At 41.0% G+C, this 17,805-nt stretch carries 14 protein-coding genes; 10 read left to right on the top strand and 4 right to left on the bottom strand.

Features of this window, described 5'->3' with window-relative positions; genetic code table 11:
- The first annotated feature begins 185 nt into the window (after window positions 1–185).
- The 7 genes from ffh to tyrA all read left to right on the top strand — a co-directional run bounded on the left by ffh (window position 186) and on the right by tyrA (window position 6,368).
- On the top strand, window positions 186–1,565 hold the full coding sequence (gene ffh, locus CSC79_RS18450) for a signal recognition particle protein (protein WP_099297369.1): 1,380 nt from the start codon (window positions 186–188) through the stop codon (window positions 1,563–1,565).
- 259 nt (window positions 1,566–1,824) lie between these two features.
- Window positions 1,825–2,073 (top strand): 30S ribosomal protein S16, encoded by a 249-nt coding sequence (gene rpsP, locus CSC79_RS18445; protein WP_058561214.1) that lies wholly within the window; start codon window positions 1,825–1,827, stop codon window positions 2,071–2,073.
- Window positions 2,074–2,090: 17 nt separating this feature from the next.
- Window positions 2,091–2,627: a ribosome maturation factor RimM gene (gene rimM / locus CSC79_RS18440; RefSeq protein WP_099297367.1), complete on the top strand. Its 537-nt coding sequence runs from the start codon at window positions 2,091–2,093 to the stop codon at window positions 2,625–2,627.
- Complete coding sequence (gene trmD / locus CSC79_RS18435; protein WP_087530755.1) at window positions 2,627–3,394, top strand: tRNA (guanosine(37)-N1)-methyltransferase TrmD; 768 nt, start codon at window positions 2,627–2,629, stop codon at window positions 3,392–3,394. The genes rimM and trmD overlap by 1 nt, the downstream gene beginning before the upstream one ends.
- Window positions 3,395–3,427: 33 nt before the next feature.
- Window positions 3,428–3,787, top strand: a complete 360-nt coding sequence (rplS, locus tag CSC79_RS18430; RefSeq protein ID WP_099297365.1) for a 50S ribosomal protein L19 — start codon at window positions 3,428–3,430, stop codon at window positions 3,785–3,787.
- A 202-nt stretch (window positions 3,788–3,989) separates the two neighbouring features.
- Window positions 3,990–4,859, top strand: a complete 870-nt coding sequence (locus CSC79_RS18425) for an MYG1 family protein (protein ID WP_099297363.1) — start codon at window positions 3,990–3,992, stop codon at window positions 4,857–4,859.
- A 375-nt stretch (window positions 4,860–5,234) separates the two neighbouring features.
- Window positions 5,235–6,368 (top strand): bifunctional chorismate mutase/prephenate dehydrogenase, encoded by a 1,134-nt coding sequence (tyrA, locus tag CSC79_RS18420; RefSeq protein ID WP_099297361.1) that lies wholly within the window; start codon window positions 5,235–5,237, stop codon window positions 6,366–6,368.
- Window positions 6,369–6,405: 37 nt separating this feature from the next.
- Here tyrA and CSC79_RS18415 read toward each other — a convergent pair whose 3' ends face one another.
- On the bottom strand, window positions 6,406–7,563 hold the full coding sequence (locus CSC79_RS18415; RefSeq protein ID WP_099297359.1) for a chorismate mutase: 1,158 nt from the start codon (window positions 7,561–7,563) through the stop codon (window positions 6,406–6,408).
- A gap of 368 nt (window positions 7,564–7,931) precedes the next feature.
- On the opposite strand from CSC79_RS18415, the gene CSC79_RS18410 reads away from it, so the two are divergent.
- Window positions 7,932–10,937, top strand: a complete 3,006-nt coding sequence (locus tag CSC79_RS18410; RefSeq protein WP_099297357.1) for an EAL domain-containing protein — start codon at window positions 7,932–7,934, stop codon at window positions 10,935–10,937.
- A 474-nt stretch (window positions 10,938–11,411) separates the two neighbouring features.
- On the opposite strand, the gene CSC79_RS18405 is transcribed toward CSC79_RS18410, so the two are convergent.
- Complete coding sequence (locus CSC79_RS18405; protein WP_099297355.1) at window positions 11,412–12,611, bottom strand: aromatic amino acid transport family protein; 1,200 nt, start codon at window positions 12,609–12,611, stop codon at window positions 11,412–11,414.
- Between the two features lie 405 nt (window positions 12,612–13,016).
- On the opposite strand from CSC79_RS18405, the gene CSC79_RS18400 reads away from it, so the two are divergent.
- On the top strand, window positions 13,017–13,919 hold the full coding sequence (locus tag CSC79_RS18400) for a DMT family transporter (RefSeq protein WP_099297353.1): 903 nt from the start codon (window positions 13,017–13,019) through the stop codon (window positions 13,917–13,919).
- A 10-nt stretch (window positions 13,920–13,929) separates the two neighbouring features.
- On the opposite strand, the gene CSC79_RS18395 is transcribed toward CSC79_RS18400, so the two are convergent.
- Window positions 13,930–14,808, bottom strand: a complete 879-nt coding sequence (locus CSC79_RS18395) for an OmpA family protein (RefSeq protein WP_099297395.1) — start codon at window positions 14,806–14,808, stop codon at window positions 13,930–13,932.
- Between the two features lie 232 nt (window positions 14,809–15,040).
- Here CSC79_RS18395 and rnt point away from each other — a divergent pair, with 232 nt between their 5' ends.
- Window positions 15,041–15,733: a ribonuclease T gene (gene rnt, locus CSC79_RS18390; RefSeq protein ID WP_099297351.1), complete on the top strand. Its 693-nt coding sequence runs from the start codon at window positions 15,041–15,043 to the stop codon at window positions 15,731–15,733.
- Here the strand turns inward: rnt and CSC79_RS18385 are convergent.
- On the bottom strand, window positions 15,717–17,342 hold the full coding sequence (locus CSC79_RS18385; RefSeq protein ID WP_099297349.1) for a FapA family protein: 1,626 nt from the start codon (window positions 17,340–17,342) through the stop codon (window positions 15,717–15,719). The genes rnt and CSC79_RS18385 overlap by 17 nt on opposite strands.
- Window positions 17,343–17,805: the final 463 nt, after the last annotated feature.

Here is a 17,805-nt window from a genome sequence, read left to right as displayed (position 1 = left end):
AAAAACCTAGGCTTTGTAAAAAGAAACTCAAACTGCATACTTGAATACTGTATTGTGCGCCTAGATTTACGGTATACTGTTTTTAATTAAAATTTAAATTAATACTGATAAGTATAAATTTTGGCTCAGAATTTGGGCTGAATGATTCAAATGCTATCGGTATCATGTTTTATCGGACCCTTTATATGTTTGAGAATCTCCAAGAACGATTAGGTAAAACCTTAAAAAATATTAGCGGCCGCGGACGCCTAACAGAAGACAATATAAAAGATACGCTGCGTGAAGTGCGCATGGCTTTTTTAGAAGCAGACGTTGCGTTGCCTGTTGTTCGTGAGTTTGTAAAACAAGTAAAAGAACGTGCTGTTGGTGTTGAAGTCACCAAAAGCTTAAGCCCAGGCCAAGTTTTCGTAAAAATAGTACGCGAAGAACTTGAAAAAGCCATGGGTGAAGCAAATGAAGAATTAAGTTTAAATGCGCAGCCCCCAGCGGTTGTAATGATGGCAGGCTTACAAGGTGCGGGTAAAACTACCAGTGTTGGTAAACTTGCAAAGTTTTTAAAAGAGCGCAAAAAGAAATCAGTGCTGGTAGTGAGTGCCGATGTGTATCGTCCTGCGGCGATTAAACAGCTTGAAACATTAGCGAGCGAAGTTGATGTAGATTTCTTCCCAAGTGATATTTCTCAAAAACCAGTCGATATTGCCAATGCGGCAATTTCTCACGCGAAGAAGAAATTCATTGATGTGGTATTAGTCGATACCGCGGGTCGTTTGCATGTTGATAATGACATGATGGATGAAATCAAAGCGCTACACAGTGCGATTAACCCAATCGAGACTTTATTTGTTGTCGATGCGATGACGGGTCAAGATGCGGCTAATACGGCTAAAGCATTTGATGAAGCACTCCCGCTGACAGGTGTGATCTTAACCAAAACAGATGGTGATGCACGTGGTGGTGCTGCTTTATCTATTCGTCACATTACCGGTAAGCCAATTAAGTTTATGGGTGTGGGTGAGCGCACCGATGCACTTGAACCTTTCCACCCTGACCGTATTGCGTCGCGTATATTAGGTATGGGTGACGTACTTTCATTAATCGAAGAAGTCGAAATGAAAGTCGATAAGGAAAAAGCAGCCAAGGTTGCTGAAAAAGTATTTAAGGGCAACGGCTTCACCTTGGATGATTTTGCAGAGCAATTAAAGCAGATGAAAAACATGGGTGGCATGATGTCGATGCTTGATAAGCTACCGGGTATGTCAAACTTACCTGACGCTGTAAAAGGCCAAATGGGTGACAAAACCTTTATTCAAATGGAAGCAATCATCAGCTCAATGACCAAGCAAGAGCGTGCGCGTCCAGAAATCATCAAAGGTTCGCGTAAAAAACGTATTGCAGCGGGTTCTGGTACGCAAGTGCAAGAAATAAATAAACTACTAAAGCAGTTTACCCAAATGCAAAAAATGATGAAAAAGATGAAAGGTAAAGGCGGCATGCAAAAAATGATGCGCGGAATGAAAGGCATGATGCCACCGGGTATGATGGGCGGCGGCGGACCTAAATTTTAATATAGCACTGACTTTTGCATATTAAATAGTCAAATTAATTTTAAAAAGAGGCGAAATGCCTCTTTTTTTGTGGATAATTTATGCATTCAATTGCTTACGCTACCTTATTTGACGCACAGATCAGTGTTTAATCTACTAAACTGGGATTTTAGATCACTTCTTACTTGCATTGTTGCTAAAAACTCGTACAATTCCCCAGCTCCCCATACTGGGGAGTAAATCTTATTAATGAAAACAGTCAATCTATTTAGAGGACGGTATGGTAACTATTCGTTTGCAACGTGGTGGCGCTAAAAAACGCCCTTTCTATCAAATTGTGGTTGCGGATAGCCGTTTCTCGCGTGACGGTCGCTTCATCGAGAAAGTAGGTTTCTTTAACCCAATTGCTTCAGGTCAGGAAGAAAAAGTTCGTTTAGATTTATCTCGTGTTGATCACTGGGTAGGTCAAGGCGCAGGTCTTTCAGATCGTGTAGCTAAGTTAGTTAAAGACGCTCGTAAAGCGGCTTAATAGGCGTAAGTGTAACCATGAGTCAAGAGAACACCTCATCAATAATTGTCGTAGGAAAGCTCGGTGCCCCGTATGGTATAAAGGGCTGGCTTAAGGTACATTCATTTACTGATGATCCCCAAGGGATCTTCGATTTCAGCCCGTGGTTGATAGGGCAGCAAGGTAAATGGCAATCCTTAGAAGTGGTCGACTGGCGTCGCCACAACAAAGGCTTTATCGCTAAGTTTGCGCAAGTAAACGACAGAGACCAAGCAATGGTTTATACCAATGTTGAAATCTCTGTGGATTCAGCGCAGCTACCAGAATTACCGCAAGGTGAATTCTATTGGCGAGATCTCATTGGCATGTCGGTTATAACTGATAAAGGTTATAACTTAGGCACTGTTGATGACCTGATGGAGACAGGCTCAAATGACGTATTAGTTGTGAAAGCAAATAATAAAGATGCATTTGGCCAAGCTGAGCGTTTAATTCCATTTTTAACTGATTCAGTTATTAAAGAAGTTAAACACGAAGCGAGAGAAATTACCGTAGACTGGGATCCTGGCTTTTAATGAGTCAAACGAGTTCGTTGTGGGTAGGGGTTATCAGCCTTTTCCCGGACATGTTTGATGCCATTACACAGCAAGGTGTAACAGGTCGCGCAGTAAAAAGTGGTTTAATCGACTTTAACTGCTGGAATCCACGAGACTATGCAACTGATAAGCATAGAACCGTAGATGACCGTCCTTACGGGGGCGGACCCGGTATGTTAATGATGGTTGAACCATTGAAACAAGCCATTCTTGACGCAAAAAAAGCGGCAGGTGATGGTGCAAAAGTAATTTATATGTCCCCGCAAGGGCGCAAATTGGATCAGCAAGGGGCGAGCGAACTCGCAAACTCTGAAAAGCTGATTTTGATTGCCGGTCGCTATGAAGGTATAGACGAGAGAATAATAGAGTCATACGTTGACGAAGAATGGTCAATTGGTGATTTTATTTTGAGTGGTGGTGAACTACCTGCCATGACATTAATTGACGCAGTAGCGCGATTAGTGCCAGGTGTGTTAGGACATAACCAATCAGCAGAGCAAGATTCATTTTCGGATGGCTTGCTAGATTGTCCTCACTATACACGGCCAGAAACATTGGACGACAAACAGGTTCCTGCTGTATTACTCAGTGGAAACCACCAAGAGATAGCTAAATGGCGGCAAATGCAGTCACTAGGCAGAACTTGGTTACGACGTCCTGACTTGTTGCATAACCTAGCTCTGACTGAGGAGCAAGCGGTATTACTCGCAAAATTTCAGCAAGAGTACCAAAAAGCTTGTGGCTAGAAGACAGTTACACCTAGGAAAGTGAGAAACATAATGGCAAAAGTAAACCAAAATATTATTAAAGCGCTTGAAAATGAGCAGCTTAAAACAGACGTACCAGCATTCGGCCCTGGTGATACAGTAGTTGTACAGGTACGTGTAAAAGAAGGTGCTAAAGAGCGTCTACAGGCCTTTGAAGGTGTTGTAATCGCTAAGCGTAATCGTGGTCTTCACTCAGCATTCACAGTTCGTAAAATCTCGAGCGGTGAAGGTGTTGAGCGTGTATTCCAAACGCACAGCCCTCTTATCGATAGCGTAACAGTTAAGCGTCGCGGTGCAGTTCGCCGTGCTAAGCTTTACTATCTACGTGAGCGTTCTGGTAAATCTGCACGTATTAGAGAAAAACTTAACTAATACGCGCTGTTTATCAACGCAGATAAAACAGGTTGTAGCCTTCGGGTTACAACCTGTTTTGGTTTTTAAAAGCGCTAATTTTCAATAGTGGCTTTCACACACCTCTCCCTTACTGCAATTAACGGCGAGCTTCGTTATACTCGAACTGCAACTTTATTTGCTCAAGTAAATTCTTTTTCCTCTTTTTAAAAATGATGACCCAATGACCGATATGACAGTGGTTACCCACGATGGTAATTTTCATGCTGATGATGTATTCAGTATTGCAGTACTTAAAACTATTTTCCCGACGCTGACGCTAATTAGGACAAGAGATAAACACGTTATTAGCCAGGCCGATATCGTAATTGATGTAGGTAACGAGTATGACCCTGAGACAGGGCGTTTTGATCACCACCAACGGGGTGGTGCAGGTGCACGAGAAAATGGGATTCCTTTTTCATCGTTTGGTCTAGTGTGGAAAAAGTATGGCCTCGATCTTTGTGCAGGCAATCAAGTAGTAGCAGATTCTGTTGACGCAGGGTTAGTATCTACAATTGACGCAATAGATTGCGGCTATGTTGAAGGGGTTGAGCAAGGTATAAGCTTGAGTCAGACAATCTCGATGTTTAATCCAACATGGCAAGAAGACGGAAATTTTGACGAATGCTTTAATGAAGCTGTGGAATTTGCACAGCGATTATTAAAGCGCTTTATTTCTTCTGCAAGTGGCAGTGCAGCGGCTAAAAAAATAGTCGCGAAAGCAATTACTGACGCAGACGACCCTCGTGTAATTATTCTTAAGCAATACACTCCATGGAAAAAAACGGTTCACAGTTTGTCAGATCAAGCTTTATATATGATTTACCCATCTCACTCGGGTAAGTGGATTATACAAACTGTGCCAGTAGAGCCGGGCTCATTTGAGGACAGAAAATCGTTACCTAAAGAGTGGGCTGGTTTATCAGGCGAAGAACTTCAAACTGTCACAGGCATTGAGGATGCTAATTTTTGCCACAATGGGTTATTCATCGCAGGTGCTGACTCATTTACAAGCGTAATGAATATGGCATCTCTTGCACTGCAAAATTAAATAACCTGAACTTGGATAATAAATCTATCTTTAGCGGATACTTTCAACGCTAACTGCGTTGAATGTACTTGCAATAGCCTAGCTATTGACGTGTAATTTCGCTTTGTTATCGCGAAAAGTCTCCGGCTACAGACGAATAAATATCCTTGTGATTTAACATCTATACATTAAAGTTTAGGTTAATTACATTCATAGGGCCGCGCTAAGTGATTTGCGCGGCTTAATTCATATTGCTTATTCAAACATTTATGCCGCACTCTTTCTTTGTTTTCGCTTTTAACGATTCCCCAATCCTGTTAGTATTTGTCGTATTGATAAGTTTACTTTAATGTAATCTTAAGTTTACATTCTGGCGTTTTATAGGTGGTAGGGTACGTGGCAGAGAGAGAAGAATTAAATCAGCTTAGAACAGAAATTGATGAGTGCGATACGCAATTAGTTGCTCTACTTGCTCGACGCAATAAAATTACTGGGCGCATCGGCGCCATCAAACAGCAAACCGGTGCACCTCTACATGCCCCAGAACGTGAAGCAACTCTCCTTGCCGCGCGACGCCAAGAAGCAATAAACCAAGGCGTAAACCCTGAACTCGTTGAAGATATTCTCAGACGCATGATGCGTGAAGCTTATCAAAACCAGCAAGCCAAATTAGCATGTGCAGCACCTGAATTATCACCCATTGTTATTGTCGGGGGAGAAGGCGCCATGGGCCAACTCTTTGCAAATCAGTTTAGACGCTCTGGCTATGAAGTTAAAATACTTGATAAGTCACAACAGCACCAAGCGAAAGAGATATTAACAGGCGCAAAGTTGGTGATGGTGAGTGTGCCTATTAATGCACTCGAGTCCGTAGTCAATTCGCTACCTAAGTTGGATGATGATTGTTTGCTGGTTGATATAACATCAGTTAAGCAATCACCTATAACGGTATTAAAAAAAGCACACAGTGGACCTGTAGTTGGTTTGCACCCGATGTTTGGACCAGATATATCACACTGGGTAAAACAAACCGTTGTGGTATGTGAAGGTCGTCATCATGATGTTGCTCAAGGGCTTTTATCTCAGTTGCAAGTATGGGGTTGTCAGCTTGTTGAGCTCGACGCAAAAAAACACGATGAAGCAATGCAAATTATCCAGGTAATGCGTCACTTAACTACGTTTGTTTATGGTCAGTTTTTAGCGAAGCAAGGGCATACTTTAGAGGAACTTAGGAGTTGCTCATCACCAATTTATCAATTGGAGCTGATGATGGTAGGGCGTTTATTTGCGCAATCTCCTGAGTTGTATTCAGATATTATGCTGGCTCAGTTTGATAACGTTGAAGAGTTGCTCGCGCAATATCAAGATACTTTTGCCAACACACTTGATAAGTTAAGAGCGGGAAATAAAGCTGCACTTATTGAGGCATTTGGCGAAGCAAAGGCGTATTTCTCAGATTCTACAGCTCACTTTTTAACGCAAAGTCGAAGTTTATTAAATAAAGCAAATGATGCAAAAGTGCTTGATTAAATAACGTTCAATAAAAAAGGGCCTAATGGCCCTTTTTTTAACCGTCAACACTCACGGCTTGAAGTGATTCACTTTGGTAGCAACCTAAAACACGAACATATTGCGTGTGTTGTTTAAGTTGTTCTAAGGCACTTTGTACATGACTATCTACTAGGTTTGCTTCTAAATCGACATAGAATACTTCTTCCCATGGATTACCTGGCACAGGGCGTGATTCTAACTTCACTAGATTAATGTTGTGCTCTTTGAAAATCATCAGCGCGTCGGCAAGTGAACCAGCTTGTTGCTTGGTTGCCATAATTAAACTGGTTTTAGTTGGGATTTGTTTTGAGACTTGCAACGGTTGGCGCGCAACAACAATAAAGCGACTGTGGTTTTCTTGTTGATTAGCAAGGCCGGATTTCAGTACCTCTAAACCAACGTGTTTCCCTGCTTGTGCTGAACCGATGGCTGCACTATTTGGCGTTTCAAGCGCAGATTGAAGTGCGCTCGATGTTGAGTCACACGTTTCATGCTGTATCTCACCTAGCCCTTGTAAAAAGCGGCTACACTGTGCAAAAGGTTGAGGGTGGGCAAAAATTTTACTTAATTGACTCAGTTCGGTATCAGGTGAAGCCAATAAGCAATGCTCTACACTGTGAGTAACTTCACCAACAATAGAGACTTGCGCGTGCTGGAGTAAATCAAAAACTTCATTGATACTACCAGAACTCGTATTTTCAATAGGAAGCAAACCGAAATCTGCTTGGCCGCTTTCAACTTTTCCTGTTATTTGTTCGAAACTAATACACCCTAATTCCACCAACTTTCCAGGGCGGCGACTAAAGTACTTATGGCATGCCAACTGGCTATACGTTCCTTGACCTCCTAAATATGCAACACGGTGAGTTTCACTCATTGCACCAGGGTTTAGGTTTTTTTGTAGCATTGCCTGCTGATTTAACACAGAATCTTCTAATATAGTTTGAAAAACATTATTAACATAATAAGCATCTAATCCGAGCGATTTTCCATAGCCTATCAACTTCTCGAGCAAAGCTTGCTCTCTTGCTTCGTCACGGATTGGTTTATTGTTTGCTATTTTATATTCGACAACGCCATGGCTAATACGACGACGTTTAGCAAGTAATACAAGCAGGTCAGAATCAATTTCATTGATGTCATGTCTGAGTGTGTTTAATACATCATTTGTCATTTGGGTTCCTCATTCCAAAAGCTACCAATAGGGTAGTAAAAACAAAAAAGCCTCCCAGTTGGGAGGCTTTTGCTATTCGGTTGATTAAATCTCGCAAACAGGTAAGCCTCTTTCATCTGATAAAGAAAAAGAAGCTAATAAACGTAAATGTGAAACGCGAGAAATGTATATTCATATCTTAAATGTATGTAGACTGATCATTAAAGTCAACACTCTATTGTGTTTAATAGCGCATTCGTACTGCTTTAATCTCATATTTAAGTTTTTTTGTGAATATTTACAAAAAATTTATAAATCTAAATAGGGATCTGGTATATTTCTGAGTGTAGATTCAAATAATAACAATTATTAATAAATAAGGTTGGATTGTGGTGTATAGACGCCCACCATCACGTTTTGGTGTTAACTCATTAAGTATGAAGCTTTCGCTGCTTATATCAGCGATTTGTTTAATTGCAGGTATTTGTGCAGCTGCATTGATGCTCAAGTCTGAAGAAAAACAGCTGGTATTTGAAGAGCATGAAGTATTAAAGCTTTCAAGCAATCGGTTAAATCAGCAATTTAATAATTTAGTGAAAACTAAAATTAATATCGCAGAGCAAGCAAACAGAGTGGTAACAAACCAATTGTTTTATAGCTCTTCGCAGCTGGCTGATAACCAAGATGCGGTATTAAGTTTTGAGGCTGACGGCAGCATTCGTAGTTCTTCTAACGATGGTTTTTCCGCCGCGTTTTTACCCCAAAAAAATTACTCCCCATTTTATAAAAAGTTACTACATGACTCTGAGTCGCTGTGGAAAATACTATCTCCTACTCTTATTGAAGATTTCTCAAACTTTTATTTAATCACCAAAGATAACTTTATCCGTATTGCACCATCAAATTGGGCATTGAGTGTTGCCGGTGATCATCAATTCACTAAAGACAGTAATTTTAACTACGCGCAAGAGGAGCAAAACCCTACACGCGAAGCGGTCTGGTCTAATGTATATTACGATGAAATTTCGCATAAATGGGTCATCAGCATTCTTGTGCCTATTTATATTAATAATGAATTCCTCGGTGTAACTGGGAGTGATTTAGTTTTAGATACGTTAATCTCTCAACTCCCGATTGGTGACAATGATCAACACCTCTTTGTGTTTGACGGCCAAGGCCAATTACTTTCACACCCTAATTTGACTAAAAATAAGTATGAAGATTATGGGCAACGCGGCAAGCGTCTAAATAGTAACGATTTTGTCAATGCAGATTTGCAAGAGCTTATTAGCCAAACAATTAAAATGAAGTTACCAAAAAATGCGGACTCTTTTATTCAAGATGGTGAAACACACATCATAAATATCCGTAAAGTTGAACATTTGGATTGGTACATCGGAATTTATAAAAAACGCTCCTCGGCATTATCTGCGCTACAAGAGCTAAAGGTGAAGTTTTTTGGGCTGTTTATTTTATATGCCATTCTTGTTGCTTTATTGCTTCATCAAGCACTGTATCAGCTAGTACTAAGGCGTATACATTCATTAGTTCATGCAGTAACCAGCTTTGGTAAAGGTCATTTGCAAATTGAATTTCCTAAAGAAAATAAAGATGAAATAGGCACGCTTAACGGATCTTTTCGTGACATGGCCGTTGAGATCCGCAAGTTGATTGATGGCCTAAATCAGCGCATTACGGAAAAAGAAATTGCTGAAAAAGCCGCAAATCGACTTTCAAAAGCGGTATCTTTTTCTGGTACTGGGGTTGTGATCACAGATCACAATTTTGTAATTGAATACGTTAACCCGAAGATGCTGGAAATGTCCGGTTTTGAGGAAAGCCACTTTTTGAACTCAGCCTTATTAAGTATTGTGGCTGAAGAAATGGCTATATTAGTCGATGATATCGATATTGATTTACGCAGTCGTAACTATTGGCGCGGAGATACCTTGATTCAAGGACTGAACAAACCACCAATTTGGGTATCTTTGAGTATTTCACCTATACGTGAAGACAGTGGAGAGATCAGCAGTTACGTAGCATCCGCTCAAGATATTTCGTTTGTTAAAGAAAGCCAAAGAAAAATGGAACAACTGGCTTACTTCGATACCTTAACAGGGCTGGCGAACCGTACATTTTTTAGAATGCAATTACGTAAATCGATGGCGCTTGCTGAGCGGGGCCATTATGCGTTTGCATTGTTCTATTTTGATTTAGATGAATTTAAACGTATTAATGACACATTAGGGCATGATGCGGGTGACCAGCTTTTGGTAGAAGTGGCAAATAGGTTGAAGAAACGCCTGCGTGCAGAAGATACCATATCACGATTGGGTGGTGATGAGTTTGCCGTATTACTCAGTGGCATAGAACACCAAGATCATGCCACTGAAGTGGCTAACACGATTCAAAAAACCCTCAACGAACCTATTATGTTGGGTAATAATGAAGTGATCATCAGTGCCAGTATAGGTATCACTATGGCGCCGTATGATAGCCAAGAAGAAGACCAGTTACTGAAGCATGCAGATTTAGCGATGTATGAAGCTAAAGCAAAAGGCCGCAACACATACCACTTTTATAGCCAAGAGTTAGATGCAGCTGCAAATGAACGGTTATTTATTGAAAATGAATTGCGCAGTGCTATTAAAGAGCGTCAGTTTGTATTGTATTACCAGCCACAAGTTGATTGCAGAACAAATCAAGTGGTTGGCTATGAAGCTTTGATACGCTGGTTCCATCCAAAAGAAGGTATGATCCCACCTACTAAGTTTATTCCTATTGCAGAGGCAACTGGCTTAATTGTTGAGCTTGGTGCTTGGGTACTTGAAGAGTCGTTTGAATTTGCAGCAAGGCTTGCAGCACAGGGTCGTGAAAATAATATTTCGATTAATTTATCAGCTCGTCAGTTTAAAGACTCTAAACTAGTGCCTTTGTTGGCATCGATGATTCAAAAAACGAATGTAGCTGCAAAAAGCTTACACCTAGAATTGACAGAAAGCATGTTAATGGGGAACGTAGAGGCCGCAATAGCTCAGTTACACCAGTTAAAGGATCTTGGCGTGTCTATTTCTATTGATGACTTTGGGACGGGTTACTCGTCGTTAAGCTATTTAAAACGTTTCCCTGTTGATATTCTTAAGGTTGATCGCTCGTTTGTACAAGATATACCAGAAGACTCTAACGATATGGAAATCACCGCGGCGATTATAGCCATGGCACAAAAGCTCAAACTTGATGTAGTCGCAGAAGGGGTTGAAACCATTGAGCAGGTTGAGTTTTTACAAAATAATAACTGCTTTATTGTGCAAGGCTATTTCTACAGTCCACCTATCCCAGAACGAGAGCTACCAGAGTTATTTGACAAGCTCAGTGACTTGGCTGAAAGGCCATAGTTTAATTTCGTAGGTTAACTGTGCTAATACACTTGTTGAACTGAGCGCGCGCTAACAGTTTAAAGTGAGTCAGGTTTTTTGCACTACATGACACACGTACAATAAATAAAAACGGCACCTAGGTGCCGTTTTTATTTAACTGCTAACCTAGGGTCTGTTGACCTTTTAAGGTTGAATTTTCAGCAGCCTGTTTGGTATTTAGGCAAGGCAGCGCCTATGTGGTGTGGTTATTTCCCATAAATAGGCGATAACGCAGCATCAATGCCAAACAGGCGCAGCCCTTCGGGTTCAGCCTAGGGGTAATTTCCTCTTTGTTGCCTACATGGATGGTGGTAAGGGGCGTGAGCAGGAGGTGCAAGCTTTGCTCGGTTTTGACTTAGCCCACGAGGTTACACACCTCGCGCCGCGATTTAACCGCCCCTAATTTGAACGAATTTTAATCCGCAAAGGTCAACAGACTTTAACTGATTACAGCTAACCAATTGCAGGGATAAGTCCTGCCATTTGCATACCTTGTGCGCTGATAATGAGTATTCCACACAGTGCAGCAAGTATTAGCCCAACATTTCCACCAATCACAGTGTAACCAGTATGGGCTTGTTGGCGTTGTTTATACACCATAGCAACAGGTAAAAATACCGCTAATACAACCAGCGCAATTGCCGCGTAGCCTAATGCCATAATAAAACCCTGAGGATAGAAAAGTGCAAACCCTAGAGGAGGAATAAACGTTATAAGAGCCGTTTTAAAGCGATCTTTACTTTTATCACCTTTTTTAAATGCATCAGCAAAAAAATCAAACAATCCTAAGCTCACACCCAAAAATGAAGTGGCCAATGCTAAATCAGCAAATAAATTAACGGCGGAAGCGACGGCTGAATTGTTCGCAATATTAGCCATGCTAGCAACAAAACCCGGAAGCCCAGTACTTGTTAGTAGCTCACTTTGGCTCATGATCCCTTGGCTAATAAGTTGCCAAAAGATATAAATGACGAGCGGCAGTGAAGCACCTGCGATCATCACACGGCGCAGTGTTTTTATATCAAGCCCTACATACTTCACAATAGAAGGAATAGAGCCATGAAAACCGAATGAGGTAAATACAACAGGAATAGCGGAGAGAATGAGTCCCTGCTCAATGGGCATTTCAAGTAAATGCTGGCCATGTACATAAGGCGTAAGCATATAAAATAAACTGGCAAGAACAACAATTTTAACGGTAAATAAAACCCTATTAAGTTTGTCTACTTTACTTGTTCCAAGTGTAACAACAGTACCAATGATTAATGCAATAATGACAGAGCCGACTTGTGGCGCAATATTAAGGTTGAGGCCAGCATTAATTTTTTCCTGTAATTGTGCGCCGCCACCTGCGATATACGCAGCACAGAGTGCATAAAACAAGAACATCACCGAAAAGTTAGCAAGATACTGTCCGCGCTTGCCAAGCCACGATTTAGCTAACGTATTTAACGTGGCTTCACGTTCTGCATGCTGATGTAATTCAAGCATAAGCAGGGCGGTGTAGGTCATTAACACCCATGTTGCTATAATTAATATAAGCGCAGTACTAAACCCAAGTCCTGCACTTGCTATTGGCAGCGCGAGCATTCCTGCGCCTATCGTGGTACCTGCAACAATTAACATGCTGCCTATTGTTTTATTTTTATGCACTCTTTTGCCCCTGAAACATCGTGAGAGGCAAGCAAGATATAACTAGTTGGCGCAAACTTAAATAGTTTTGTCATAAATCAAAGAAAATAAATGTAACCTATGATTTACATGGAGTAATACAGGTTAAAAAATTTAACCAAGTATTAAATACAAAGTGTTGACTAATTAACCAGATCTGGTACTAATGGTGTTGCTTTTGCAATTTTATTAATTCAACAAATAAAGAAATTTAATGCAACTAACTAACCGAGTCCTAACACCGCTTTGCTCATGGCTGACCTGTTCAGTGATGCGCTCGTGCATGGATTGCGGTAAAGTATAATTCTTATATTTAACCGCGGTATAACGCGGTTAGAATCCTTTTTTCCTCCTGTCGTTGTACCGCCTCCTTAAAGGAATAGCCGGGTGAACGTCAAAATCTCTTATTTATTTATGGTGTTGGTGTGGTCAACAACACCGCTGGGTATCGTATTTAGTAGCGCTACGGTAGAGCCAACTCTTGCTGTATTATTACGCATGCTGATAGGACTCGTGTTGGCTGCATTTGTGGTCGCAATAGCTAATATAAGAATCCCATGGCATAGGCGCGCATGTTTTTTATATGGGTACTCAAGTATAGGGATTTATGGTGGAATGTTATTAAGCTATATGGCTGCTAAAACTGTCCCTTCAGGTTTGATTTCACTTATTTTTGGCTTAGCGCCAATTCTATCTGGGTTGCTTGCGCAGCGTTTACTGAATGAGCCTAAGTTTAGCCTAATAAAGTGCACAGCGCTTATTTGCGCCTTAGGTGGATTATATTTGGTAAGTGAAGAACATATTCAAGGCTCTATGTTACAAATCCAAGGCTTTATCTATGTCGCTTTAGCAGTATGCTTTTTTAGCCTTAGCGGTGTAATGATAAAGCGGATTCGTATCGCAATACACCCAATGGCAACAACATTTGGCTCTTTAATATTTGTGACGCCGTTATTCTTTATTACTTGGTGGTTTTTTGGTGGCCAATTGGACAGTCAAGCGTGGTCAGCCAAATCTATTTGGTCAATTGTTTATTTGGGCGTTTTCGGCTCTTTAGTGGGAGCATTGGCGTATTTTCATGTACTACAAAAATTAACAGCAAGTACCGTTGCATTGACTACTTTAATCACTCCTAGTTTTGCGATTGCCTTGGGGGCGTGGTTAAACGATGAGCCTATCAGCATGCAACTTGGTGTTGGTGCGGGAATTATATTAATCAGCTTAGCAATTTTTCAATTTGGTGAAGGGTGGTTGAATAAAAAAGGTAAGCTAAAAAAGCTTACCTCTTAATGAGTTAAAATCACATTTTTGCTATTTGAATAACGAGGCGACGGTTTTTATCACGGCCTAAAATATTGTCATTGGTTGCGACATGGCGCTTTTCACCAAAGCCTTGTGTTTCAACCTTTGATTCATCAACACCAAGGCTTACCATGTAATCTTTTATTGCTTTAGCGCGCTTTTTAGAAAGTTCTAAGTTATTCCAGCGACCACCGTAACTGTCAGTATATGAATCAATTGAAATAGATGAAATACTTGTATCGTGTTTTAGGTACTCAGCAATTTTATCTAAACGTTTTTGTGACGATTTAGTAAGCTTGCTGGTATTGGGTTGATAATTCATTATCGTGAATGAAATATCCTCAAAATTATAAGGTAATAACTCGTCGCGGCATTGCAAAAAAGCCCAGTAAGCCTGTTTAAAATTGATACTCGATAAGCCAACGGCAATTTTATCGGCACTATTTTGCCAGTCTTGATAATAAAAAGTTGGGTGGTAGCCTTTTTCAAGCTCCGTGAGCATTTCCCAAGCGGTTTGATTTCCCAATTCGCCGTCAAATTTACGTAGCAGCTTCATATTTGCAAGATCACGCGCAGGGCGGCCCGCTCGCCAAGTCGGAGGCACAGCCTTGAGGCCCGCAACACTGTAATTATCTGGCCTCACAACCATATCTAAATTAAAGAGCACATCTTTATTTTTACTTGCATTTGCACTAAATATAGCTTCCCCATAATAAGGAACCTCATGATTTAATTGACATTGTAGTCGTGTTGTTTTTACGACATGCCATTGCGATGTATCAGCGTTGGCGCTGTACTGTCGCATTGCAGCTGATGTTACGCAGCTTGAAAATAGGGCAATTGTTGTAATACCAACAGAGAGTAATGATAATTTCACAGTAGTGGACTCCAACAATAAATTACTTTGTAAAAACATCTGTCAATACTTTGGCTAGTCAGCAGGCATAACAGTTACCCAAAGCCTTGTATTAAGTATGAACATGAATACCAAAGTATCAAGCAATTTATATGCCCACTATTTAATCCTTTAATTAATACTTAAACCCTCTAGCCGAGTGGGCATCAACTTTGTCATAATAGGAGGCTTACATTCATAAACCAAGAAGACTATGGCAAATACTGAACAAACACTTTTCGCAAAACGTTTCCGTGGCTTTTTCCCTGTTGTTATAGATGTTGAAACGGCGGGTTTTAACAAAGAAACTGATGCGCTACTAGAAATTGCAGTCTCTATTTTAAAAATGGATGACGAAGGGTTGTTAAGTATTGATCATACTGTGCATTTTCATGTTGAGCCTTTCGAAGGGGCTAATATTGAGCAAGCCGCCATTGAATTTAATGGCATTGATCCACATTCACCTCTTCGTGGTGCGGTACCAGAAGATGAAGCAATAAAAGAGGTGTGTAAGGCGGTACGTAAAGCCCAAAAAGCGGCTGGATGTCAGCGTTCAGTTGTTGTTGCCCATAACGCTGCGTTTGACCATGGCTTTTTAAATGCAGCTATTGAGCGAAATAATATTAAGCGCACGCCGTTTCATCCGTTTGTAAGCTTTGATACAACCTCGCTTGCAGGCTTAGCACTGGGACAAACTGTTTTAGCAAAAGCATGTCGTGCAGCAGGAATCGAGTTTGATAACAAACAAGCACACTCAGCATTGTACGACACTGAACGCACCGCGGAGCTCTATTGCTTAATCGTTAATCGTTGGCAGCAGCTCGGTGGATGGCCGCTCGCTGAAGAGGCGCTAGAAGACAGTGAGCAAACTACAATAGAAGACTCAGCCGTTAAAACGACTGAGTAATTTTTCCTTCGCTCATTTTTACTAAATGAGGAGGGTAAATACGTGAAAAGTTTTTCGAATCTTTAGCTATTTTGAGCTCTACGCCAGGGTGCATGAGCTCATTAACCTTGACCCTACTAATAGACAAAAGCTGTGTGATTTTTTGCTTAATTAGATGTTTTTTACGTTTAGTGTTAGCAACCTTAATGTTTATTTGCTCTTCACTTGCCGTAATTTTATCAAGCAGTAATTGTCTTTTTTCAGGGAATGGGATTTTAATGGCTTTTTTTCGAGCTTGTTTTAAAGCTGCAGACTTTGTAGTTAACAGCTTTTCAAAGTCACTAACCTGAACTTGCTTTTGACGTAAATCATGCCAATTTTGCGCAAGGTATATCCGTGTTTTGGTCCCTGATGGCGCACCTAATTCACCGGTTTCAATTCGCATCGCATTTAAAACGCTTCCGCCTATTATTTTACCCCGAGGGTTACTTGCTTTGCCAACTCTGATCAAACGGCGTGCGCTTAAGTCACAATGTAATGCTTGGCGCTCAATAAATAAATCCTGTTCACCTTCGACCGAGCAATATTGTGCGTATCCAATTGAAATCGTTCTAGCTGCCTTGATTTTACAACTAAATGCTTCGTTATCTTCGCGTTTTCGACCAATTGCACCTTGCATTATGGTCACAGCGCTCGCACTTTCAATAATGCCAGATTCAACAAAGCCTAGTACAGTGACATCACCGCTTGCACGGACTTGCATGCCATCTTTAATATCACCGCTAATAATAACACTGCCGTCAAAATCAACGTGACCCGTACCAATATCTACGTTGTCAAAGCACAATACATCATCAACACGCATACCTCGCGGTAGTGCAACAGGCACACCTTTACAGTCTGCAATAAGTATATTTGGGTTATCAGGGTCTAACTTAGTGCCCTCAAAAGGCTGCAATGGCAAATCTTTACCTGGGCAAGCGGGGATCATATCGCCAAATACAGTATAGCCATCTTCACCATTTGTAGCAGCAATGCGTTGCATTAAAGGCGTGCCAGGCTTAACGGTAATGATTGCACCTAGATCACGCATATCGACTTTACCGCCTTCTTTGGCTTGTGGGCTTAGCACTCTATCTTGGGCTGTTGAGCATAAACGCACAAACTTAGCATCTGCGCCTTCTTTAGGGCGACGACCATGAGCAACAATTGCCGAATACGACATACCGGGCGATTTTTCGAATTGCTGACCTAAAAACGAATCGAGAGCGCGAGCACTCACACCTTGAACTACGCCTGCCTCGAGTAAAACCTCTCGGGCTTTGTCGATTGACATTAACTCACCGCCACGAGCGGTAGTTAGCGTAGCCTCTGCAACCATGTTCTTTTCATCAATTTTAACAGTGATTGAAGCGTCTACAGCCTTTGCTATATTAAGGGAGTCATTACCTAAGTTGTTACTGGGTGTAAAAAGTTTGCCAATATTTGCTGTAATAACTTCAAAGTCAGCAAATTGAGACTGTTCGAATAGTTCGATCAACTGTGATCCAGTGACAGGATAGCCACTCTTTTTAGGATGCTCGGAAATAGACACAAAACCAGATTGTGTATCATGGATAAACAGCGACATTTATGACTTCCTATAAAACTATGCCTGTTTTTATTATCATTCACCAAGGTATAATACTAAATGGCGATTATGTATGCTATTTGAGCACAACTGTGACCTTATGTTAAGTAAATGTTCTAATTATTTTTCCTAAAATGCAGGCTTGTTTACAAATTTACCTGTAATTAATTATAAATAAAGCACTTTTACTAGGGTCTGTTGACCTTTGCGGATTAAAATTTGTTCAAACTAGGAGCGGTTTAATCGCGGCGTGAGGTTTGTAACCTAGCGGGCTAAGTCAAAACCGAACAAAGCTACCGCATCCTGCTAACGCCCCTTACCTACATCCATGTAGGCAACAAAGAGTAAATCGCTCTTGGGCAGAACCCGAAGGGCAGCGCCTGTTTGGCATTTATGCTGCGTTATCACCTATTTATGGGGAACAACCACACCACATAGGTGCTGCCTTGCCTAAATACCAAAC

Origin of the sequence: Pseudoalteromonas sp. 3D05, from assembly GCF_002723455.1 — a bacterium.
Taxonomy (GTDB): Bacteria; Pseudomonadota; Gammaproteobacteria; order Enterobacterales; family Alteromonadaceae; genus Pseudoalteromonas.
This window is presented reverse-complemented; position numbering and strand designations above follow the sequence as displayed.

Bases quoted from the DNA above. Each gene is read 5' to 3' on its own strand.
- ffh (WP_099297369.1), top strand. From the start codon at position 186: ATGTTTGAGAATCTCCAAGAACGATTAGGTAAAACCTTAAAAAATATT.
- rpsP (WP_058561214.1), top strand. From the start codon at position 1,825: ATGGTAACTATTCGTTTGCAACGTGGTGGCGCTAAAAAACGCCCTTTC.
- rimM (WP_099297367.1), top strand. From the start codon at position 2,091: ATGAGTCAAGAGAACACCTCATCAATAATTGTCGTAGGAAAGCTCGGT.
- trmD (WP_087530755.1), top strand. From the start codon at position 2,627: ATGAGTCAAACGAGTTCGTTGTGGGTAGGGGTTATCAGCCTTTTCCCG.
- rplS (WP_099297365.1), top strand. From the start codon at position 3,428: ATGGCAAAAGTAAACCAAAATATTATTAAAGCGCTTGAAAATGAGCAG.
- CSC79_RS18425 (WP_099297363.1), top strand. From the start codon at position 3,990: ATGACCGATATGACAGTGGTTACCCACGATGGTAATTTTCATGCTGAT.
- CSC79_RS18415 (WP_099297359.1), bottom strand. From the start codon at position 7,563: ATGACAAATGATGTATTAAACACACTCAGACATGACATCAATGAAATT.
- rnt (WP_099297351.1), top strand. From the start codon at position 15,041: ATGGCAAATACTGAACAAACACTTTTCGCAAAACGTTTCCGTGGCTTT.
- CSC79_RS18385 (WP_099297349.1), bottom strand. From the start codon at position 17,342: ATGTCGCTGTTTATCCATGATACACAATCTGGTTTTGTGTCTATTTCC.